Source organism: Clostridium sp. KLE 1755, assembly GCF_000466465.2.
Taxonomy (GTDB): Bacteria; Bacillota; Clostridia; order Lachnospirales; family Lachnospiraceae; genus Eisenbergiella; species Eisenbergiella porci.
On record NZ_KE992777.1, the window covers coordinates 210,035 to 231,065 of the forward strand.

The following is a 21,031-nucleotide window of genomic DNA, read 5'->3' on the forward strand; positions in this document are numbered from 1 at the left end:
CAATCTAATTTAAAACAAAAAGGCCTTGACGAGAAATAGTAAGTATTAGGGATTTCGCAGAGAGAAGATGGTTGGTGTAAATCTTCATTGATCTAATATTGAAGCAGTCTCAGAGCTGTGAACCGAACGGATAAATCTCAGTAGGCTTCAACGGAATTCCACCGTTATTCAGGAAACAATATCGGAGATATCCCGTATTGATAGAGTGCAGAGAAATCTGAAATTAGGTGGTAACACGGACAGGAGAGTTCGCCCTAAGCTGACAATATAAATGTCAGCTTAGGGCTTTTTTTGTTTTAAAAAACAAATTAAACGGAGGTATTAAGTATGGTAAAAATGACACCGGATGAGTTAAGGAAATCATATATTGATTTCATGAAAAGAAAAGGGGCCAGTCAAGTACCTTCCGCTGGCTTGCTGCCGGAAAATGATCCCTCAACATTGTTTACCGGAAGTGGGATGCAGCCTATGGTTCCATATTTGTTGGGGGAAAAACACCCAATAGGCAATGAAATAACAAATATTCAGAAATGCTTAAGAACAGTGGATATTGATGAAGTTGGAGATACCTCGCATTTAACTTTTTTTGAAATGCTGGGCCGATGGGAATTTAAAGCAAATGAAAATAACTATAAGAATAAGCAAATTGATGCCATTTGGAATTGGCAGATTAACGAATTGGGAATTGACCCCGGCAGGTTATATATCAGTGTGTTTAAGGGAAGTGATGATTGGAATATACAGAAAGATACAGAAACAATTCAAATCTGGTCAGAGAAATTCAAATCGGTAGGTATAGAGCCTGTCGTTGAGGATAATCCATATAAATATGGGTTATCCAGAGGAGGGAAAATATTTTTATATGATGAAAAAGAAAACTGGTGGAGCAGAGCTGGAAGTCCTTTAGACATGCCTGTTGGTGAACCAGGCGGGCCAGATAGTGAAATGTTCTATGATTTTGAACCAGATGGTAATTCACTGGATCATCCTGCTTCTGACAGCGAAAGGTTTTTAGAGATTGGGAACAATGTATTTATGTGTTATAAAAAAGAGGGCACCGGGTTTGTAAAAATGCAGAATCCCAATATTGATTATGGAGGCGGATTAGAAAGGGTCGCAGCAGCTCTTAATGATGATAGGGATGTTTTTAATACGGCATTCTTTTTTAATGCTAAGAAAAAACTGATGGAGTTAAGCGGAAAAGATTATGCTGACGATTTTAAGTCATTTCGAATCATACTGGATCATGTGAGAGCAGCAGTTTTTCTAATCAATGATGGTGCGGAGCCTGCAAATAGTGACGCAGGGTATATAACAAGAAGGTTATTAAGGAGGGCGATTCGTGCAGGTAAAAAAATCGGTATACAAGGAAGTTTTATGGGTGAGTTGTCTGAAGTTTATATAGATGAAGCAACAGCTTATGAAGACTTGCACAGTAATAAAAAGAAAGTTATTGAGATAATAAACAAGGAAGAAAACCTTTTCTATAAAACATTGCAGCAAGGAGAACTTGAAATAAAAAAGCATCTTAAAAATAAGGGCAAAGTTACAGGGGCAGATGCATTTTATTTTTATGAAACATATGGTTTCCCTCTGGAATTAACGGAGGAATTCCTGACTGAAAGTGGCTGTAGCATAGAGAACAGGGCTTCTTTTGCAGAGGCGGAAAAAAGACATGCAGAAAAGAGCAGAACAGCTTCCGCAGGTAAATTTAAAGGTGGATTAGCTGACCAATCAACGGAAACAACAGCATTACATTCTGCTGCTCATTTATTACTTGCTGGATTAAGGGAAGTTTTGGGTGCTCATGTTCATCAAAGAGGAAGTAATATTACTTCAGAACGGTTGAGGTTTGACTTTAACCATGATGAAAAACTTACACCAGAGCAGATTGCAAAGGTGGAAAAATATGTGAACGAAGCAATTTCATCAAAAGCGGTTATCTATATTTCTGAGATGCCTAAAAATGAAGCAAAAGAGAGTGGCGTTGAAGGTAACTTTTGGGATAAATACCCTGATATAGTCAAAGTGTATACAATGAAAGACGACAAGGGGAAAATTTGGAGCAGAGAAGTATGTGGAGGACCTCATGTAAGCGATACTGCAAACTTGGGAAAGTTCAGTATTCAAAAAGAACAGTCTTCTTCTGCCGGAGTAAGAAGGATTAAAGGCGTCCTTAGCAAATAACGCAAACCTGATACCACAGATTTTGACGGGGGACAAATACTTTTTCAACATCAGGGGAACTGGCGGTGCATGTGCTGAAATGCAAAACGCAGGAGAGGTAATCTCCGGCATAAACAACTCCTGCCCCTTAAGATGGAGAGGCAGGAGAGCTGCGGCGCCGGAAAGCGGTATTTATGACATTTTATGCCATCAGCAGAACGGCAAAGCCATTTTTTTCAAGCATATGGGAAACCGAGCCCTTCAGAAGAAGAAGCTGACCGCCGTTCATGAAGCGTTCGGTATCTGCGGGAGCTTCTCCCATGTGGATGATTACGCGTACCGTATGCGCGCCGTATCTTTCAAATACCACCAGTCTGTCGTCATGGCCGCCATAAACGGCTCTCCATTCATCCGCCGGGGCAATCCAGTCCCTGCGGATACGCAGGACTGTTTTTACAAAGTCTTCCGAATCGGCGTGGTTTTCATCCCAGGGCATTCCCTGTCTGTACTCTGTTTCCCGGATGCCGGTCACCTTTTTTTCATCTCCGTAAAAAACACTTGGCACTCCGGGAGCCATACAAAGGTACAGGAAAGCCGCCTGCCACCGGTCATAATCGCCACCGCACAATCCCAGGAAACGCGCCACATCATGGCTGTCCAGCAGGTTCAGCTGTGCCGCCGTCACCTGGAAGGGATAACGCAGCTGCATGTCGGCCATCCTCCAGAGGAAATCATCCGCCCCTGTTTTTTCCAAGGCAAAAAAATCTCTGCAGTGCTTTCGGAAATCATAGTTCATGACGGAATCAAACATGTCGCCCTTCAGCCAGTCCGCCGCATTTTCCCAGACTTCTCCAATCAGCACCGCCTCCGGATTTGCTTTCCGTATAGCTGAACGGAAGCTGCGCCAGAAATTTTTATCTACCTCATTTGCCACGTCCAGACGCCAGCCGTCCACATGGAATTTCTCGATCCAATAGCGGCCCACTTCGGCAAAATATTCCTGCACTCCGGGATGGGCCGTATTCAGCTTCGGCATTTTAGGCTCATAGGCGAAGCAGGCATAACCGGGCGCTTCTCCCTCCTGAGGCCTTTTTACAGGAAAGCAGAGATCGTAAAACCAGTCTGCATAAGCGGAAGTGTTCCCATGCTTCACCACATCGTCGAACGGGGGGAAATACCAGCTGCAATGGTTGAATACCCCATCAATGATGATGCGCATACCTCTGTTATGGACGGCTTGTGTCAATTCCAGGAAATCCTCATCCGTGCCCATGCAGGGATCCACGTGGAAATAGTCCACAATATCATATTTGTGATATTCCCCGGCCTGAAAAACCGGATTCAGGTACAGGCAGGTAAATCCCAGCTCCTGAATGTAATCAAGATTTTCCATAATGCCCTTAATGGTACCCCCCAGACGGCTTTTGCTCACCGTGCCGTGAGGCGCCTTCAGCTCTTTTCCCATGCCGCAGAGCCGGGCCTTCCCGTTTGCAAAGCTGTCCGGGAAAATATTGTAGACAACGGCATTCAGAAACCATTCCGGCGCCCTGACGATTTCCGAACGCAGGATATAAGGATACTGGTAGTATTCACTCCGCCCCTCAACAACAAAGCCATCCTCCATCACCAGATCCGGCATATCCTCATGGAATTCATCCGCATAATACCAGACATATTCCCCTCCCTTTTCCAGCCTGAAAAAATAACAGATCCTGCGGGGACACGGTTGGATAGTCCCCTCATAAAAATCAAACAGCTCATCGCTGTAACGCCGCTGCATGGGGATGGACGCAAAGCTTACCGGTGAATCCGGACAGGCCCTGTCCCCATAAAAAAGCGTACACAAATCCAGATCCCCCTTCGCGGCCCGCAGACGGATGGTAAACGTATCCTCCGACCGGGCGAAAGCGTACTGGGACGCCTGTATGTGCGCAACCGCACTCCTATTCATTTCAAATCCTCCTAGTTTTGCGGAGCAAAATGCGAGCCCTCTGGCGAGCAGAGGATTTTCCTCCTGGTTTTTAACCTTTTACACCGCCTGCGGTCAGCCCTGACACCATGTACTTCTGGATACAGAAGAAAATAATAAGGATAGGCACCGATACTAAAATGGCAGCCGCTGAAAACAGGGGCCAGCTACGGCTGTAATCGTTTGCCTGAAGCTGATACAGGCCGCCGGCCAGCGTATAGCTTTCTTCCCGGAGCATAAAGGTAGTGGCAAAAAGGTATTCATTCCAGACAAATATCAATACCATGACGGCAGTTACAATAATGGCGGGACGTGCCAGCGGCAGGATGATTTTCGCTATCAGCGTCAGATTGCCTGCCCCGTCAATTTTGGATGCTTCTTCGATCTCAACGGGAATGGAATCGAAATAGCCCTTCATGTTCCAGATGGAAAAAATACACATGCTCCCGGAATAAATAAAAATCAGCCCTGCATGGGAATTCAGGAGATTCAGCAGCTTAAACAGTCTGAAGATAGCGAACATGGACAAAATCTGGGGAAAGGCGTTCAGTAGAAGAAGCAGCTGCATGACAGCCGTCCGGCCGGGGAAACGGAACCTGGAAAAAGCGTAGGAAGCCGTGACGCTCGTTCCCATGGCAAGCACCATTGTACCCGTGCTTAGGAGGACGGAATTGAAAAGCCATTTCAGGAAGGGCTTTTCCACAAGGATGCTGCGATAATTATCCAGCGTGAATTTTTCCGGCAGGAGAGAAAGGCCGGTGGTAAGCGCTCCGCTTCCGCTGCTGACAGAAAGCAGGAAAGCATACAGTATCGGAATCAGTCCGGCCAGACATATGCTGATAAAAAACAGATTTAAAAAAGCCAGGCCAATCGTTTTTTTTACAGAGCGTTTCATACCGTTTCCTCCTTCTGTGCCCTGTTTGTCCAGAAGGAAAACAGGATAATAATTACAAAAATGATCATGGATACAGCAGAGGATAATCCATAATTATTGGAGACAAATGCATTCTGATGGGCATAGGTAATGATGGTTGACACGGTAGCCCCGGTTACTGAGCCCTTCTGCATGGTAAGAAGGTAGATAATATCAAACTGCTTAAAGGTGATAAAGGTGGTCATGATCACCGCCGGGGCCATGATTTTTTTCAGGGAAGGGATGGTAATATACCGGTTCTTCTGCCACAGATTGGCTCCATCCAGCACTGCACTCTCGTACATGCTCTGGTCGATGCTCTGCAAAGCCCCGTCCATCATCAGGATCATATAAGGAAGTGACATCCAGAGATTTAAAACCATGCAGGATATAAAGGCGGGTACATTTCTGGACAGGAAATCCACTTTTTCCATCCCGAATGCCACAAGAAGCTTATTAAGCAGCCCGAACTCCGTATTGAACATTCCCACGCGCCATACCAGAATGGAGACATAAGCAGGCATCGCCCAGGGGAAAATAAGCAGGGTTTTGTACAGGCGCTTCGCCTTCAGCCCCTGTGTATTGAGGGCCACGGCAAGCACGTAGGCGATAGCCGTGTCCAGCACCATATTGACAGCCGTCCATAGTATGGTGGTGCCCAGGGCCGACAGGAAGCCTGAATCCACTTTCAGAAGCGCCCTCTTATAATTATCCGCACCGACCAGGGAATAGTCCGTCCAATGATAAAGATTCATATTGGTCAGAGAAATATAGCCGGTATAAAGGATTGGGAAGAGTACAATCATGGCAATCAATATCATGGCAGGGAGACTGTAGCCCCAGGGACGGAGCTGCCTTCGGACCGGATGCTTCCGCTTCCCCGGAATATCCGGCTTCCGGGGAGCGCTGTGCTTTACGTTCATCATTTTATTGTATTCCCTTCTGATTTGTCCCGGCCGGATTTCGCCGGCCGGGCTGTACAGGAAGCGCCGCATTCATTTTTCATGTCTGTATGCAATGCTCCGGGCATAACCGGACTGCAAAATTATTTCATATCCTGTATGGCGGTCAGGGCTTCCTTTTGATATTTTTCAGCTGCTGTGTCCACATCCTCTCCGGATTTGTTGACTGCAGCAAGCAGGGATTCTGCCGGCCCCCACATAACGCTCATTTCAGGAATGTTGGGCATGGGGATAGCTTTTTCTGCGCTTTGCTTCATGGCAAGGATCATTTCATTGGATGCAACCTCCTTGTCGTCATAGGCCCTGCTGTTGGCAGGGGCGCAGTTGAATCCTTTGGCCAGCGTGATTCCGACTTCCTCCCCGGCGAGTACCTCCAGCACCTTTGTCACTGCTTCCTTTTTTGCTTCGGCAGCATATTTTAATACGCCGATACACTGAACACCGGAATACGGAATGAGGGAATTGCCGTTGGGAAGCGTAAAATCTGTCAGGGCTTTGACGCCCAAATCAATGCCGGCTTCCTTAATTCCGGATACCAGCCAGGGGCCGCCTATAATTGCCGCCGCTTTCCCTTCATTAAACAGGGCGGTTACCGTATTATAATCCCCGTCAGCCTGCAGCCTGGAAAACTTTTCATTGTATAGGATGGCGTCCTTTGTCGCCTGCGCATCCAGCCCCGGATTTCCATCCTTATCGATGACATAGCCTCCGAACCCGTTGATAAAGGGGGCCACATTATAAGTGTTGGAATGCTGGTTCACCAGCGCATAGGTTCCGGCTGCGGTATCCGTGTGAGCCGTCATATAGTCGTAAAGCTCCTCTGTGGTGGAAGGAATCTCGCCTTCCCACAGCGCCTTATTATACATAAACAGCACGGTTTCATAATAAACCGGCATAAGATACTGTTCTCCCTTGTAGGTTGCGGCTTCAATTGTCATGGGCAGCAGATCAGCTTCCTTTTGGGCGCTTATCAGGTTCCCCACCGGCTCCAGAATACCCATTTCCGCGAAGCTGCCCAGCGAATCATGGGCAAACAGGTACATATCGGGGCCATTTTCAGCATCCGTGCCGTACAGCTTGATCTGTCCGGTCACATCGCTTTTCTTTTCAAATTTCAGGGTGATATTTTCCCCCGCCAGCGCTTCATTCACCACATCCGCCAGCGCATTCATCATCGCTTCATCATTATCATGCCATGCGGTGAGTGTAACCGCCTCACCCGGCTCCTGCTGTACCGGAGCCTCCTGTTGTACCGGAGCTTCCGGCTGGGAGGAGGCCTCCGTCTGTACGGCTTCTTTTTCCTCCGGCGCTGTATTTTCCGTGCCGGTCTGCGCTTTCTGTCCGCAGCCTGCCAGCACTCCTGCCGCCATGACACCGGTCAGAAGATAACACAATATCTTTTTCATTTCACGTCCTCCATTTCTGCGAAACCGCTTTCCTGATTAACAATGTCCTTTGCTTACCCAAAACAACTTTTATTTCTCAAATAAGGATGCGCACCATTTATTTAAGTCATTTATAGCATTTATCGGCTCCCTTTTCTATCGGTTTTTGTAAAATACGTTGACTTTGTTAGGAAACCGCTATACTATAATTTTAAACTTATCACTTTTTCACAAGGAGGTTCCCATGGCCGTAACAATAAGCGATGTGGCAAAGGAGGCCGGTGTTTCCACCTCTACCGTTTCCAAGGTACTCAACAACTGGAGCTCGATTTCCCCCGCAACCTGTGAACGGGTGCACAAAGCCATAAAAAAGCTGCATTATACGCCCAATGCCAGGGCTGTCAGCTTTGCAAAGGGTGCGTCCCATAATATTCTCTTTTTATCCAGCCTGAAAAAAGAGGAGGCCTACCGTAACCCACATATGTTTGACATTCTCTGCGGCGTCCGACGAACTCTGGCGGAGCATGGATATACACTGATGCTGACGGACTTCCCGGATACGGCCGAACCGCAGGAATATCTCACCGGGCTTATCGGGAAAGGGCTGGCAGACGGTATTCTCATCCATGGTTCCTGTTCCTTCCCGCAGCTCTCCAGGCTGCTTACGGAAAGCCGGTTTCCCCATATCCATATCGGCCATCCCGGTCCCGGAAGCCGTATGTGCTGGATCGACACAAACAACGGCCTGGCAGGGCAGTTTGCCGCGCAGCATATGCTGGAATGCGGCTATGAAAAAGTCGCATTCATCGGTGAACGGCGCACGGATCATATATCCACCCAGCGGCTGAACGGTTTTCTGGGTGGTATGTATGACTATGGCTACAGGGTGCCTGACGAATACATCCGCTACACGGATTCCACCAGAGAGGATGCCTGCTGGCAGACACATGAGGTCCTTTCCCTGCCCGTACCTCCCCGGGCCTTCATCTGTGAAAATAATACGCTGGCGCTCGGCGTCGTCAAGGCTCTCCATGAAAGACAGTTGCAGATTCCCGATGAAGCCGCCTTCCTGACTTTCGACAGCTATCCCTATTCCTCCATTATTGATCCGGCGCCCACCGTCATTGACATTGATGTTTATGATCTGGGCGTCCAGGCAGCACAAATGCTGCTGCGCAAGCTGGAAAACCCTACTTTGCTGGTGCAGGCCTATACCACGCTGCCGGTGCTCAGGCAGGGGTTGTCTACCGTACCGGCTTTTTAGTGCAGTTTTTTCATGGGCACGATATAAAAAAGATTCGCGGATATAACTGCCCGCGAATCTTTTTCTACTATACTTATATAAGGAATGCTCTGCATTGATGGGTACAGCATCAGCCGTCCAGCCTGCGTACCATTGCAACATAAGAGTCGAGAACCATAACGCTTTCTACCTTCTTTTCAGAAGATAAATAAATAGTGACCGTAACGCCGTCCTGGAATTCCATTTTAGGATCAAAGGTATCGGTTAATTCATATTTCCCGTTGTTATTTTTATAATAGGCGTTGCCGTCTTTATCGTTGTAGACGGTAAAATCATATTTATCATAATTGGTATCACCCAATGATAATCCGTTTAACAGGGAAACAGTGGAATCACCGTTAAAAGAGATGTAGGATAACAAGCCATCTGTGTAGCCAAGGGTGATATAGCCATAATCATAGGTATTATTTACCAGTTTGTATTCCTCGTCCCCCATGATTTTCTCCACATCGGCGCGGCTCATGTACAGCTTAAGCTTATCTCCCGAGGGAAGCTTTACCCCGAACATTTTTTCTGCGGAGCTGCCTGAACAGGCGCCAAGGAGCACTCCCAGCAGCAGTGCGGTAACCAGGCACAGCATTTTCTTTTTCATAATTTAACCCTCCATAGTTTATGAATTTATGTATCTACAGTATATCATACCATTGTTTAAGGAGAAAGCCAACCACAGTTTTACCATACATTTGTGGCAGGATTTCCCGTACTGTGACCAGGGGAGGCAGGACTGCGGGATATTTTAACTTAGCGGAAGATCTTAGCGGGAGAGCCTGTTAGAGGAACCATCCTTTACATTTTACCTTATTTCTTGAAATACAAATGGAAAGCAGGTAAAATGAGTGCAATACAGGGGCGTAAATACAGTAATCGGATGCAGGCGGAGACTGCAAAACATGGACAGGAGGCAGATATGGCCCACAGGATTTATTATATTGAGGATGATGCGGGAATCGCGGAGGGAGTGGCTTTTTTCCTGCGAAGAAAGGGCTTTGAGGTGATAACGGCCGCTACGGTTGCGGAGGGGAAGCAGCTGCTGGGCAAAGGGCTGCCCTCTGTGGTGCTGGTGGACTGGAATCTGCCGGATGGCAGCGGAGAGGGGCTGTGCAGGTGGATAAGGGAAAAGTGGCCCATGCTGCCGGTGATTTTTCTGACGGTCAGGGGCGATACCAGGGACATTGTGAACGGTTTTCAGAAAGGGGCGGATGATTATCTGGTCAAGCCTTTTGAACTGGAGGTGCTGTATTCCAGAATCTGTGCGCTTCTGAGGCGGGCCGGGCAGGCCGGGGGAAGCTATTTGGTATGCGGCCCGGTTTCCATGGACAAAAATCAGATGAAGGTGTTTCTTAATAAGGAAGAAATCAGCCTGGGATCACTGGAATACCAGCTTCTTGCAGCGCTGCTGGAGCATAAAAACCATACGCTTACCAGGCAGAAGCTTCTGGAGCTTTTGTGGGATGCAAACGGAAATTTTGTAAATGACAATACCCTGACCGTTGCCATGAAAAGGCTGCGTGAGAAGCTGTCGAATCCGGCCTGTATCAAAACGGTGCGCGGTTTCGGATACCGTATGGAGGATGTGGAGGAATGAATAAGAAACAGTCGGTTATGGCGGCAGGTATTCTGGCGGTTTTGTGCTGCCTGTTTTGCAGCATGTGTGCGGGAGTGCTCCTGGCCCGGTATTTTGCGGCGAGCCAGAAGCGTATCCTTACGGAAGTCACAGCCGGCCTGGTGGAAGCATATCCGCAGGAGGAAAAGGAAATCATGCTTCTGGTAAAGAAGGGGCTGCAGCCGGCTGCACGGGAGGCGGAAAAAACGGCGGACTATCTGTCGGCATATGGATACCGGCTGTCGGATTTTGCTTCCGGTTATCTGAAGCGTTCCATAGGGGCGGCCTTTGCGGGCACGGCGGTGGTTCTGCTCCTGCTGGCAGGGCTGTATGGGCATGTGCAAAAGAAGAGGCAAAAAAGGGTCGGGGAGCTGACCGGATATCTGGAAAAAATAAACCGGGAGGGGACAGCCTCCATACTGCCTGACGCAGAGGATATGCTGGCCCCGCTGCAGGATGAGATATACAAAACGGTGACTGCCCTGCGTTTGGCCAGGGAAGCGGCGGTGCAGGAGCGGAAGAATTTTGCGGATAATCTGGCGAATATAGCGCACCAGCTGAAAACGCCGGTAGCTTCCCTTTCCATTGTGGCGCAGCTGATGGAAACGGACGGACAGGGGGGAGAGCGGGCGGTTTCGCTGAGAAAACAGACGGCGCGGCTGGAACGGCTGATTGAAGCGCTGCTGACCCTGTCCAGAATTGATGCGGGCGTGCTGCAGCTGGAAAAAAAGGAAGTGGATATTTTTACCCTGCTGGAGCTTTCGGCGGAAGGCGTGGATGAGATAATCCGCGCACGGAAAATCCGGGTGGATATCCCCAACCATCCCGATATTACGTTTCAGGGGGATATGGAATGGAGTATGGAGGCTTTTTCCAATCTGATAAAAAACTGCGCGGAGCATACGCCTGAGGGCGGCCTGATCATAATGGATTATACCTGTAATCCGTTATATACCCAGATTATGATCCAGGATACGGGGGCGGGATTTGCTCCGGAGGAGCTTCCGCATGTGTTTGAACGGTTTTACAGGGGAAAGGATGCGGGAGAAAACGGGATCGGCATCGGCCTGTCCCTGGCAAAATCCCTGATTGAGATGCAGAATGGTTTCCTTACGGCGCAGAACCTGCCGGAGGGAGGAGCCTGCTTTATGGTCCGGTTTTACCATCACTGAGGGGGGGACGGCAGACAGTGGAAGGAAAATCGGACAGCGGTGTGGACAGTGGGCGCGTTGCTTTTGAAGGGAAGCGGCTTGTGAGGGCAGGGAAGCGGCTGAAACAGGGCAGGGAAGAGACTGAAACAGCGCCGGCAGCCTGCAGATTATGTCTGCGGCTGCCGGTTTTTTTATTTCAAGAGAAAGCTTTGCGGTTTATTGTTGGGGAGAAAGCGGAGGCCTCTACTGATTTTTTGTAAAGCGCCGGGGAGACAGTTATTTTGCTGCCGTCTGAGCATATTCCGTATTTACCAGGTCGGTATAGGGAACCCTCTGGGAAAGCTCGCCGGATTCCTCCAGGATATTCTGCAGCAGGGTGAAGGCGTCCTCATCAAAAACCAGATTGTCCTTCCAGGTATCCTGATCATAATATCTGGTGACGATGGTGGTGATGGTTTCCTTGTCGGTTTCTTCAAACTGCGGCTGGATGGCTGCGGCAATTTCTTCAGGAGTGTGGCTCTTTACATAATCCATACCCTTCTGGAGGGCGTTGGTGAAGGACTGGATTACGTCGGGATGCGCCTCAATATAGCCCTTTTTCGCGGAAAAAGCCGTGTAAGGGACATATCCGGAATCCTCGCCCAGAGATGCTACCACGTAACCGTCGCCTTTGGCTTCCAGGGCGGTGGCATGTGGTTCAAATTCTACGGTAAAATCACCCTGCCCGCCGGAAAATGCGGCTGCGGTGGAACCGAAATCAATGCTCTGGTCAATTGTCAGGTCTGCCTGCGGATCGATGCCGTTCTTTTTCAGGATGTATTCGAAGACCATTTCCGGCATTCCTCCAGTCTGCCCTACCACGATGAACATTTTTTCCACATCACGCAGTTGCTGTCGAGAAGCCACGATTCTATAGGGATAATGGTAGATTCCTGTTTTCTCAACCAGCCCTAAGTCAAGTAAGTGCTCCATGTAAGTCACAAACTTCTTTTTGTGCATGGGATAGCCCATCTCTTTCAGGCTGTCGGCAAGGAATTTTACCGAGGTAAAGCCTGTTTCGTCCTTTTCCAGAAGCCGGATAGATTCAATCAGCATAGTCAGTTTCAGGTTTTCTTTGTCTGCCCTGAAATCATAGGCGGCAAGGTTGCCAAGGCCGTGTTTCAGGTAAATATCTACGTTGCCGTCCTTATCCACTATGATTTTCTCAACCAGAACCTCAATATCTTTTCTGCTTAGTTCTTTCTTTTCAAGAACCTCGTTCAGAATGTCCAGCGCCGTCTGTAAGCTGGGCTTGATTGTGGTGGAGGGGATATGAGGCTCCTTTGTTAAATCCTGCAACGTTTTTTCAATAGCGGAAATACGCTCCATTTTATCACTTTGAAGGGCCGTATAAGTTTCAGTGATAATCTCATTCATGGAAGGATTGGCGGTAATCTCCCTTACCTTTTGCGTTATGAGAACCTTTAGTTCTTCTTTGACTTTTTCAAGTTCGGCCTCTAAACGCTGTTTGCTGTCAGTGGGAGTGAAGGTTTCTACCTTTAGCTTTGACAAGTCAAAATTCTGGATAATATCTGCAAGACTGTCGCGGCAGAGAACCAGATATTTAACAAGAGCGTCCATCAGGGTTTCTTCTGTCACAAGGTGGGCATGTTGACAAAACTGCTTTCCCTTTTTATTGTAAGTGCCGCACACGTAATATTTCCCACGGTTAGGGCGGTTAATTGCCGTTAGTTTCCAGCCACAGTCTTTACAGTACAGACAGCCGGAAAAAAGGTTTACATGGGCTCTCTGTCCTCTATATTTGCTATGATGGCGGCTGTCCTTGACTTCATTTAACAGCTTCATGGTATCATCATCAAAAATTTTGGGGTGATGATTCGGAAAAATATATTGATTTTCTTTAGGAACTTTTTTATCTTTACCGTTTATTGTAACACGTTCCCGTTTGTGTGTTCTAAGGACACCATTGTTATAGTCGTTGAATAATGTGTCCTTTACCATTCCGTAACTCCACTGATAGGCTACCTGCTTATTATAAACAAGCCCTAACGATTCATGACGTTCTTTATCTATCATACTGGGAGTGGGAACACCACGTTCTGAAAGTATTTCAGCCGTTTTTCGTATTCCGTTGCCGTCCAGATAAATTTCCTTTTCCAGATTAAGAATAGCGGCGGCTTCTTCATCAATCAAAATCATCTGTTTATTGAGAGGGTGTCTGGTATAGCCAAATGGTGTCTGGCTGACAAGCGTTCCGCTTTCCTGCTCCATGCGCTTGATTCGCTTTACCTTCCGGCTTGTATTTTTTACATGACGTTCATTATCCCATGTTTTGATACCGATTATATCATCATCAGAGTAAAAAGAATCGTAGTTATCGTCAATCAGGATAACACGTTTTCCCATTTCCTCCATTTCTTCAAGAAAGAGTAGTACCTTTGCATTGTGTCTGCCAATTCGGGATAAGTCTTTAGCAACAATGATGTTAATGGTATCAAGACTAGCCATCATTTTTTGAAAATCGGGCCGGTTGAATGAATAACCGGAAATTCCGTCATCTTCATAAATGTGGCGGATTATCATGTTATTTTCTTCTGCATATTGTTGGATAATCTTTTTTTGGTTTTCAATAGACGAGTAGTTCCGCTTATTATCGTCTCTGGAAAGCCGAACATAGCCATCTATAATTTCAGGGGTATCTGTTAATTTTGAAATCATAATATCGTCCTCCTTATCGTTATACCTATATTGTACTATATAGGGGGAATAACACAATGTTGCGAATGATTAGTGGAAATGGTTCTTCACAACCTCCCGCAAACCTTTCTCCATGTGTTCCGCACCCTCGATAATGGTGACAACAAGATACCCCTGCTTTATCAGATGTTCTTTTTTTTCAGCAATTTCATTACTGTCAGTGTCAGCTTTTTGAAGTAAGTAACAGATTTCTTTTCCTCTTTTTATAACAATCACCTCTATGTATGCTTGCTACATCATATGCGGTTTGAGGCTTATCCTATAGATGAAATTTAAAATGGGCAAAATTAAAACTCCGGGTCAGGTTGTCCCGAAGTTAAAAAGAACTTTCATAATAATGACTGGCCGCTTCTTCAATGGTCTTAAAGTCAAATACGGTGTATAACTCGGCTACAACCTGTTTTATTTCTGGCGGCTTAAATCCGCAGTTCTCCATGGCCCAAATGACGTAGCCACGGCAGGCGTCATTACTCCATGGGTCTGCCGCCATAGCCTGAATTTCCTCAAATGTTCTACCCATTGAAAAACTCCTTCTTGAAAAACAGGGAAGCCGCACCGGAAGATTTGGCCTGTCACAAGACAGTAAGGCCGGGTGGCTCCCCATGATATGATGTTACTTATCAGATTCCCGGACGGGTGTAGGCATGTCCACCCCATAGTATCTCAACTCTCCCCATTCTGATGGCAAGGCGTTCTCATGGCCTGCGACGGCTCACGGCTTGCAAGGCCGCTTCACGCTCGGACGGTGACTAAACGCAAGTAACAAGGTCTTTGTGTTTTATCCGGCAGACCAGCCACGGCCTGCCTGCGGCATGAGCCTTTTCGCTCTCCCCATTCTCTGACAATGGAGGTCATGGCGGGCCTGTCACTGGACACATCAACCCTTCGTATCCGGGTATCTTTTTATTCAGCTTTCAAATTGCAGTCAAGGCGTATTTTTCTTCGGGCCACGTTGGCCCGAGTCTGTTTGCCTCTCATAAACCATTTCAAAAATCGCTTCTCTGTAAAGTCAATCCAAAGAATTTTTTAAATATTTTTCCATGGACTTTAAAGCGCGTTCAATGGAATAGCTTACCGCCATTTTGCTGACACCTTCGGCTTTGGCAATATCTGTCTGGCTCATGCCAAGAATGAAATGGGCATAGACACGTTTCGCCTGTTTGTCCGGCAGACTGGATATGGCGGCATGAAGCTCCTGCATGGAAATCTTGCGCTCATACAGTTCATGGGGAGAGAGGGAAACAAAAAGCGCCTCATGCTCAATGCCGTCATTCCGGTCAAGAGAGTAGTAGGCTTTATGGCGGTATGTACGCAGACGATAGGCCGCCTCTTTTCGGTCAAATTCTTTGAACAGTTCCACCACTTCGTCAGGTACGTCAATGAAATAGTCGTGGGTATAAAACGGGTAATAGTCCCGGAGATTTATAGTAGTCATAATTTCCTCCATTTCGGTGTTGGGTGAATGAGCAACCGAAATAGAGGCGGTGGAGATCGGCACCGGGGCTGTGCTTCGGGCCATGTTGGCCCGAGGTTTGTCCATAAGAACGCAAAAACGCCTGCACAGCAAAAAGCTATACAGGCGCATGAAATTGCATTATCGGTTATGGCATAAAGAATTTCATATAAGCTACCAGACTGTCCCTGCGTAGGATACGGACTTTTTTTAACAGGAAGATTTCTGTCGTAATTTGTCGGCGCTTATTTTGTGTCATGGCGGCTACCTCCATAAGCCGCCATTATTGCCAGAATTAGTCGTCATTCCTCCCCATTGAGGCATAAAGAAACGGCGGCTTTGAAAAATCAAAACCGCCGTTGCGATATACAATATAGGTATGGAAAAGTGCTACCCAGCGACGGTTTTTTTCTTTTCTGCCGCCGGGCAGATGGAATGATAATCAGTTTTTCGTTTTAATCTCGCATTCTTTCAACTAATGATTGTTTGTGGATATATCGGTTCGTAAAAAATGTAATAGCTATCTGTCCCAGAAAGATTGCAACAATTAAAAGAACCGTTGGAATAAATGGGTACTCATATTTGTTTATCATCAATATTTTCGTGTTTTTTATAAAGCGTACCAATATGTAACCTAATCCGTTGCCACATACAAGAGCTAATAATAGTGTACCAAATGTGAAAAACATTCCTTCTCGGTGTATCATTTGCCGGAGCTGTTTGTCTGATAAGCCAATAGCCTGTAAAATTCCCAATTCTTTTTTTCGGACCAAAATGCTTGTGATCATAGTATTAACAAGGCTGATATATCCAATAATACCAATCACAGCCAATAGTCCATAGATAGTAAACTGGATAGAACGAATTACATGTTCAGCTATACCCATTTCTTCATCATATGCTTTGAATGAAAAATGGGAATTATTCTGTTGCAGTGAGTTCAGTTGTGTTTTTATGCTATCAAATTTTTCTGGACGAACAGTAATGTATAATGCTGTTGTAGGATTTACATCAGTAATCAGGCTTTCCAGTATGTCATCAGCAATTAAGAACGTTTCTTCACTACTGTTTGTACTGGCTAATAAAGTACCAGTAAAAGGGATTTTCCTATTACCATCATAGAGTGTTAATTCTATCGTATCCCCAATATGAAATCCATATTCTTCAAATAAAATATCCCAAGTGAAAATAATTCCGTTAGATTGTATAAGTTGGTTATAGTCCAGAGAACCACGTTTTAATGTGCCTTTCAAAGAATCTAAATCACCTTCAGAGATTCCCTTCAACTCAACCCGCTGTTCTTCTAATTTTACATTTTCCGGTTCTGCTAATACAGTATGGTTTTCTTCTATACGTTCCACCCCATTAATAGACATTATTAGATTTTTTAAGCTATCTCCAAAAAAATTTTGTTGTTGGAGGAAATTCAGATTATTTTCCGGGTATTCCTGATCGTTCAACGCATAATTAAGGCTTATTTCAAAGTCACCTTTTGGCATAAGCATTCTTGCATAGTTTTCTGCTTTCAGATTGTTTGCGACATTGGCAGTCACCATAAATAAAATTCCAGAGAAACCAAGTGCCAATAGCGTCACTATGGTTCTGCGTTTGTTTCTCTGTAAATTTGCATAACTTAATTTTGAGATAGAGAGAGTTTTAAAAGATTTTTTCTGCTTTTTCTTCCCCTGCGGCTCTTGATATCGCATGGCTTCAACTGGTGATATTGCCGACGCCATTTTCATTGGTTTTCGGATAGAAACTAATATCGTGAGCAGAACGGCGGCTATGACTGCAAGAACTACAGCAGGATACCAAAATGTATCGACCTCACTTTCGCCTGTAAATATAATCAACGTAAACATGGCCGCTGTTATGAGGTAGCCTAACAGAATCCCTAACGGAATACCAATAATAGAAAGTGTCATGCTTTCTGTTGAAAGTAGCCGCCGTATTTGCTTCTTTGTTGCTCCAAGTGCTTTTAACTTGCCCATCTCCTGAATGTTAGATATGACGGAAACATAATAAATACTGTAAATTACCATGCCGCCAAGGATAATCACCAAAAGTCCAAATCCAACCATTACCTTCTGCGCTTCTATACTGGGATTAGTCATATAAGTAAGGTATTGGTCGTTGTAGGAAACGTCCGCTTTACTCAACCCTACATCCTCAGCTATTTCTATACACATTTCCTCGATTTCATCTTTGGCATACTCTTTTTCATTCATAATGCGGAGATAAGCATTATAGACACGTTTTTCCGGCATAACATTCTGTTCAACGAATTTTTCTGAAATATATGCGCCGTAGACAAGCCGTGTTTCATTTACATTGAGATTAGATATATCTTGCTGTTCCAAGATTCCACTAATCACAAATTCAAAATTTTGTATAGCGCCCCCTTGAATCCGTAAGGGTAGCTGTATCTCTTGCCCAATTTGCGGTGCTACTCCCAATCGCTCAAACAGAGCAGGAGGCCCGGCAATTTCGTTTGCCTCTGATGGCATATTACCTTCTTTTAATTCTGTTTGTTTAATACTTCCTTTTCTTAATACCTCATAATTTAAAAATGCGCTAAGTTTTGAAATTTCTATGGAGGCAATACTTTCCCTTGTCAAAACAGATTCTACATCAGTATGATTTTCCAATTTAAAAATCTGTTCTGGTGTAACTCCTTTCAAAATGACATGGTAATTCCCAGCATTTTGTTCGGTTTCTATCTGCTGATAGCGGATAAAGGTAAAAGCAGAACTGCCGATAGCCATTAGGAGCGTTGTCATTAAAGCAATAGCAATAGCAATGAGAAAAGATCGTCCCTTATTGTACTTTAAACGGCTGAATGCTAAATGATAAACTGTTTTCATTCTTCCACCACCTTGCCATCTGTAATTATCAGGTTACGTTTTCCCATCTGTGCAATATCTTCATTATGCGTGATTACAATAAGTGTCTGCTCATATTTGAAAGCAGAGGTTTTTAAAAGTGTCATTACTTCATCACTGGTTTTAGAATCGAGGTTTCCTGTCGGCTCGTCTGCTAAAATGATAGCGGGTTTTGTTGCAAGCGCTCTTGCAATAGCAACACGTTGTTGCTGTCCTCCTGATAATGTATTAGGAAGATTGGTGAGTTTATCAGTCAGTCCCAGCATTTCGATAATCTCTTTCAGATAGGGCATATCTGGCTTCTTATCATCAAGACCGATAGGCAGGATTATATTCTCCCAAACATTTAACGAGGGAACCAGATTAAACGCCTGAAAGATAAAACCAATTTTTCGCCTGCGGAATGCAGATAAATCTTCTTCAGACATTTTTGTGATACATTCATTGTCAATCCAGATTTCTCCTGAAGTGGGAGAATCTAAACCTCCAATTAAATGAAGCAGTGTACTTTTGCCGGAACCGGATTTACCTACAATCGTAACAAAGTCTCCCCGTTCAATGCGGATTGAAGTATGATTCACCGCATTAAAAGTATTGATTCCAGTGACATATGTTTTTATAAGGTCTTTTGTTTCAAGAATAATATCCATCTTAATAATTCTCCTTTAATAATATGGTTTGATAGTTTCTGCCTAAATGATAATAAAGCCATTGTTCTGCCTGATAGTTTTTTTGTAGATATTGATAATGACTTAAAATACGAGCCGCAATTATTTTCTCACTGTAACGCTGGGCTGTTCTTCTGGCTCCTATTCTCATTCCTGTAAGAACATTCCGGTTTTTCATAATAAAGACTAAGTTTTTCGCCCATTCTTCTGTCGAATCAGTGGAGAGTATTCCATTTTGTCCATTTTCCACAACATCAGCAACACCGGTTGCGTTTATTGCGATAACAGGCAGATAAGCGGCCATGGCTTCTAATAGTACAATCCCCTGTGTTTCAGATTTTGAAGAAAATAGAAACAAATCACAAGCCTGATGATAGTCTGGAATCATCTGATTGGGTATTTCACCAATAAAAAATACGTTTTTATCAATTCCCAAGTTGGCAGACTGGTTTAGTAAATAGTTCTTATCCTGTCCATCACCTATGACAATTACATTGAAAATATCTCCTGACTGTTTTTTTGCTTTTGCAATACCTTGAAGCATGAAGGAAAGATTTTTTTCTTTTGCCAATCTGGAAACAGTGCAGAAAAGATACTTTTTGCCTTGTAAATAGCGCTGTCGAATCTCTGTAGCCCCAGAGTGGGCTTCAAAACTATTTTCTGGCAAGCCCGTTGGTGCGATATTTACGGGCGTATAAAAGTCATACTGTTTTAGGCGCTTTTGAATAGATTCTGTTGGCGCAAAAACCATATCGCATTTCTTAATAAAATAATTGAGATAGCGTTGTACAATTTGCTCCTGGACAAAGCCGATAATTAATTTTCCAAAGACAGAGCCCTCATTAGCCTTATTTTGCAAATATCCCAGAGGTTTTAAATAATGCAGATATTGCTCATATCTTGTGTGATAAGTAAACACGACCGGAATATGTAATTCCTTTCCCAGACGAGTTGCTACATTTCCAATCATAACAGGGTGATGAACATGAATTAAATCAATAGCCAGTGTTGAAATGATTCCCTTAACATGATGGTACATAAGACTGGGAACAGGAACCGCACCTGCAATTCTTTTTTGTGTTGTCGGAAACCGAAACGTATATTCATCATCTGGAACATTGGATTTATAATCTGGAGCAAAAATATAAACAGTATTTCCTAAAGCCCGTAAACTATCTGCAAGACGCTCAATAGAGATAGGTACTCCACCGACAAACGGTTTATAATTATTTGTCATCATAGCAATCCTCATTCCCTCACCTCCCCGCAATTAAATTCAATATAGGTTCTCCAATTATGTACCCGGCTCCGACAAACACCGTATTCCAAACAGTTACGCCGAAAAACGAAGCAATAGAATACCTTGTAAAATCCATCTTCATAATTCCGGCTGGGATAGAAATTACAGTCCTGATCATCGGAATCAGTTTGCTGAAAAAAATACCATAATAACCTTTGCGCCGGATTAACTCAAATGTGCGGTTTATGGCAGGTTCATGCTTCGGGAATTTATTCAGATACCTTTTTAAGAAGGCATTTCCACCATATGCGCCTAAAAAATATAATATCCAGCTTCCAAGTTCTCCGGCGGCAACAGAAATAGTAATTGCTGACAAGAGGCTAAGTCCTCCTTTTGCGGCATAGACACCAGCCAGCGGCATGATAATCCCGGCTGGAAATCCAGGAAGATTCAAATATTCCAACAGGACAATAACAAAGATTGCCAAACCACCATAGAGTTCAAAATAGTTAGTAATTAACGTTGTATCCATGTTTCACCTCCTTCGTACCCTTCCCTAATTTACTTTATCAAAGAATA

General features: G+C 45.0%; 16 protein-coding genes and 1 other annotated feature. Of the genes, 4 read left to right on the forward strand and 12 right to left on the reverse strand.

Annotated features, from left to right (window positions below):
• Positions 1-16: 16 nt before the first annotated feature.
• Positions 17-260, forward strand: a binding site (T-box leader).
• 67 nt (positions 261-327) lie between these two features.
• Positions 328-2,187 carry an alanine--tRNA ligase gene (locus tag HMPREF1548_RS26495; protein ID WP_021639891.1) on the forward strand — a complete coding sequence of 620 codons (1,860 nt, stop codon included), beginning with the start codon at positions 328-330 and terminating at the stop codon, positions 2,185-2,187.
• Between the two features lie 181 nt (positions 2,188-2,368).
• Here the strand turns inward: HMPREF1548_RS26495 and HMPREF1548_RS26500 are convergent, their stop codons facing one another.
• The 4 genes from HMPREF1548_RS26500 to HMPREF1548_RS26515 all read right to left on the reverse strand — a co-directional run bounded on the left by HMPREF1548_RS26500 (position 2,369) and on the right by HMPREF1548_RS26515 (position 7,416).
• Complete coding sequence (locus tag HMPREF1548_RS26500) at positions 2,369-4,117, reverse strand: glycoside hydrolase family 13 protein (protein ID WP_021639892.1); 1,749 nt, start codon at positions 4,115-4,117, stop codon at positions 2,369-2,371.
• A 70-nt stretch (positions 4,118-4,187) separates the two neighbouring features.
• Positions 4,188-5,030, reverse strand: a complete 843-nt coding sequence (locus HMPREF1548_RS26505; RefSeq protein WP_021639893.1) for a sugar ABC transporter permease — start codon at positions 5,028-5,030, stop codon at positions 4,188-4,190.
• Positions 5,027-5,974 (reverse strand): carbohydrate ABC transporter permease, encoded by a 948-nt coding sequence (locus tag HMPREF1548_RS26510; RefSeq protein ID WP_243005877.1) that lies wholly within the window; start codon positions 5,972-5,974, stop codon positions 5,027-5,029. Before HMPREF1548_RS26510 ends, HMPREF1548_RS26505 begins: the two co-directional genes overlap by 4 nt.
• A 119-nt stretch (positions 5,975-6,093) precedes the next feature.
• Entirely contained in the window at positions 6,094-7,416 is a 1,323-nt protein-coding gene (locus HMPREF1548_RS26515) for an extracellular solute-binding protein (RefSeq protein WP_021639895.1), read from the reverse strand.
• A gap of 223 nt (positions 7,417-7,639) precedes the next feature.
• Here HMPREF1548_RS26515 and HMPREF1548_RS26520 point away from each other — a divergent pair, with 223 nt between their 5' ends.
• Positions 7,640-8,659, forward strand: a complete 1,020-nt coding sequence (locus HMPREF1548_RS26520; RefSeq protein WP_021639896.1) for a LacI family DNA-binding transcriptional regulator — start codon at positions 7,640-7,642, stop codon at positions 8,657-8,659.
• A 109-nt stretch (positions 8,660-8,768) separates the two neighbouring features.
• On the opposite strand, the gene HMPREF1548_RS26525 is transcribed toward HMPREF1548_RS26520, so the two are convergent.
• On the reverse strand, positions 8,769-9,290 hold the full coding sequence (locus HMPREF1548_RS26525; protein ID WP_021639897.1) for a hypothetical protein: 522 nt from the start codon (positions 9,288-9,290) through the stop codon (positions 8,769-8,771).
• Between the two features lie 240 nt (positions 9,291-9,530).
• Between HMPREF1548_RS26525 and HMPREF1548_RS26530 the strand changes: the two genes are divergently transcribed.
• Positions 9,531-10,283 (forward strand): response regulator transcription factor, encoded by a 753-nt coding sequence (locus tag HMPREF1548_RS26530; RefSeq protein WP_021639898.1) that lies wholly within the window; start codon positions 9,531-9,533, stop codon positions 10,281-10,283.
• Complete coding sequence (locus tag HMPREF1548_RS26535) at positions 10,280-11,473, forward strand: sensor histidine kinase (protein WP_021639899.1); 1,194 nt, start codon at positions 10,280-10,282, stop codon at positions 11,471-11,473. Before HMPREF1548_RS26530 ends, HMPREF1548_RS26535 begins: the two co-directional genes overlap by 4 nt.
• Positions 11,474-11,728: 255 nt before the next feature.
• On the opposite strand, the gene HMPREF1548_RS30985 is transcribed toward HMPREF1548_RS26535, so the two are convergent.
• The 7 genes from HMPREF1548_RS30985 to HMPREF1548_RS26580 all read right to left on the reverse strand — a co-directional run bounded on the left by HMPREF1548_RS30985 (position 11,729) and on the right by HMPREF1548_RS26580 (position 20,984).
• Positions 11,729-14,170, reverse strand: coding sequence for a recombinase family protein (locus HMPREF1548_RS30985; RefSeq protein WP_021639901.1), 2,442 nt, complete (start codon positions 14,168-14,170; stop codon positions 11,729-11,731).
• 355 nt (positions 14,171-14,525) lie between these two features.
• Entirely contained in the window at positions 14,526-14,729 is a 204-nt protein-coding gene (locus HMPREF1548_RS26555) for a hypothetical protein (RefSeq protein WP_021639903.1), read from the reverse strand.
• Positions 14,730-15,218: 489 nt separating this feature from the next.
• Positions 15,219-15,644 carry a sigma-70 family RNA polymerase sigma factor gene (locus HMPREF1548_RS26560; RefSeq protein ID WP_081338352.1) on the reverse strand — a complete coding sequence of 142 codons (426 nt, stop codon included), beginning with the start codon at positions 15,642-15,644 and terminating at the stop codon, positions 15,219-15,221.
• A 473-nt stretch (positions 15,645-16,117) separates the two neighbouring features.
• Complete coding sequence (locus HMPREF1548_RS26565; RefSeq protein WP_021639907.1) at positions 16,118-18,526, reverse strand: ABC transporter permease; 2,409 nt, start codon at positions 18,524-18,526, stop codon at positions 16,118-16,120.
• Positions 18,523-19,194 carry an ABC transporter ATP-binding protein gene (locus HMPREF1548_RS26570; protein WP_021639908.1) on the reverse strand — a complete coding sequence of 224 codons (672 nt, stop codon included), beginning with the start codon at positions 19,192-19,194 and terminating at the stop codon, positions 18,523-18,525. The genes HMPREF1548_RS26565 and HMPREF1548_RS26570 overlap by 4 nt, the downstream gene beginning before the upstream one ends.
• 1 nt (position 19,195) lies before the next feature.
• Complete coding sequence (locus HMPREF1548_RS26575; RefSeq protein ID WP_021639909.1) at positions 19,196-20,464, reverse strand: glycosyltransferase; 1,269 nt, start codon at positions 20,462-20,464, stop codon at positions 19,196-19,198.
• Positions 20,465-20,468: 4 nt separating this feature from the next.
• Complete coding sequence (locus tag HMPREF1548_RS26580; RefSeq protein WP_021639910.1) at positions 20,469-20,984, reverse strand: DedA family protein; 516 nt, start codon at positions 20,982-20,984, stop codon at positions 20,469-20,471.
• Positions 20,985-21,031: the final 47 nt, after the last annotated feature.

Coding starts and splice junctions, on each gene's coding strand:
- HMPREF1548_RS26495 (WP_021639891.1), top strand. CDS start 328: ATGGTAAAAATGACACCGGATGAGTTAAGGAAATCATATATTGATTTC.
- HMPREF1548_RS26500 (WP_021639892.1), bottom strand. CDS start 4,117: ATGAATAGGAGTGCGGTTGCGCACATACAGGCGTCCCAGTACGCTTTC.
- HMPREF1548_RS26505 (WP_021639893.1), bottom strand. CDS start 5,030: ATGAAACGCTCTGTAAAAAAAACGATTGGCCTGGCTTTTTTAAATCTG.
- HMPREF1548_RS26510 (WP_243005877.1), bottom strand. CDS start 5,974: ATGATGAACGTAAAGCACAGCGCTCCCCGGAAGCCGGATATTCCGGGG.
- HMPREF1548_RS26515 (WP_021639895.1), bottom strand. CDS start 7,416: ATGAAAAAGATATTGTGTTATCTTCTGACCGGTGTCATGGCGGCAGGA.
- HMPREF1548_RS26520 (WP_021639896.1), top strand. CDS start 7,640: ATGGCCGTAACAATAAGCGATGTGGCAAAGGAGGCCGGTGTTTCCACC.
- HMPREF1548_RS26525 (WP_021639897.1), bottom strand. CDS start 9,290: ATGAAAAAGAAAATGCTGTGCCTGGTTACCGCACTGCTGCTGGGAGTG.
- HMPREF1548_RS26530 (WP_021639898.1), top strand. CDS start 9,531: ATGAGTGCAATACAGGGGCGTAAATACAGTAATCGGATGCAGGCGGAG.
- HMPREF1548_RS26535 (WP_021639899.1), top strand. CDS start 10,280: ATGAATAAGAAACAGTCGGTTATGGCGGCAGGTATTCTGGCGGTTTTG.
- HMPREF1548_RS30985 (WP_021639901.1), bottom strand. CDS start 14,170: ATGATTTCAAAATTAACAGATACCCCTGAAATTATAGATGGCTATGTT.
- HMPREF1548_RS26555 (WP_021639903.1), bottom strand. CDS start 14,729: ATGGGTAGAACATTTGAGGAAATTCAGGCTATGGCGGCAGACCCATGG.
- HMPREF1548_RS26560 (WP_081338352.1), bottom strand. CDS start 15,644: ATGACTACTATAAATCTCCGGGACTATTACCCGTTTTATACCCACGAC.
- HMPREF1548_RS26565 (WP_021639907.1), bottom strand. CDS start 18,526: ATGAAAACAGTTTATCATTTAGCATTCAGCCGTTTAAAGTACAATAAG.
- HMPREF1548_RS26570 (WP_021639908.1), bottom strand. CDS start 19,194: ATGGATATTATTCTTGAAACAAAAGACCTTATAAAAACATATGTCACT.
- HMPREF1548_RS26575 (WP_021639909.1), bottom strand. CDS start 20,464: ATGAGGATTGCTATGATGACAAATAATTATAAACCGTTTGTCGGTGGA.
- HMPREF1548_RS26580 (WP_021639910.1), bottom strand. CDS start 20,984: ATGGATACAACGTTAATTACTAACTATTTTGAACTCTATGGTGGTTTG.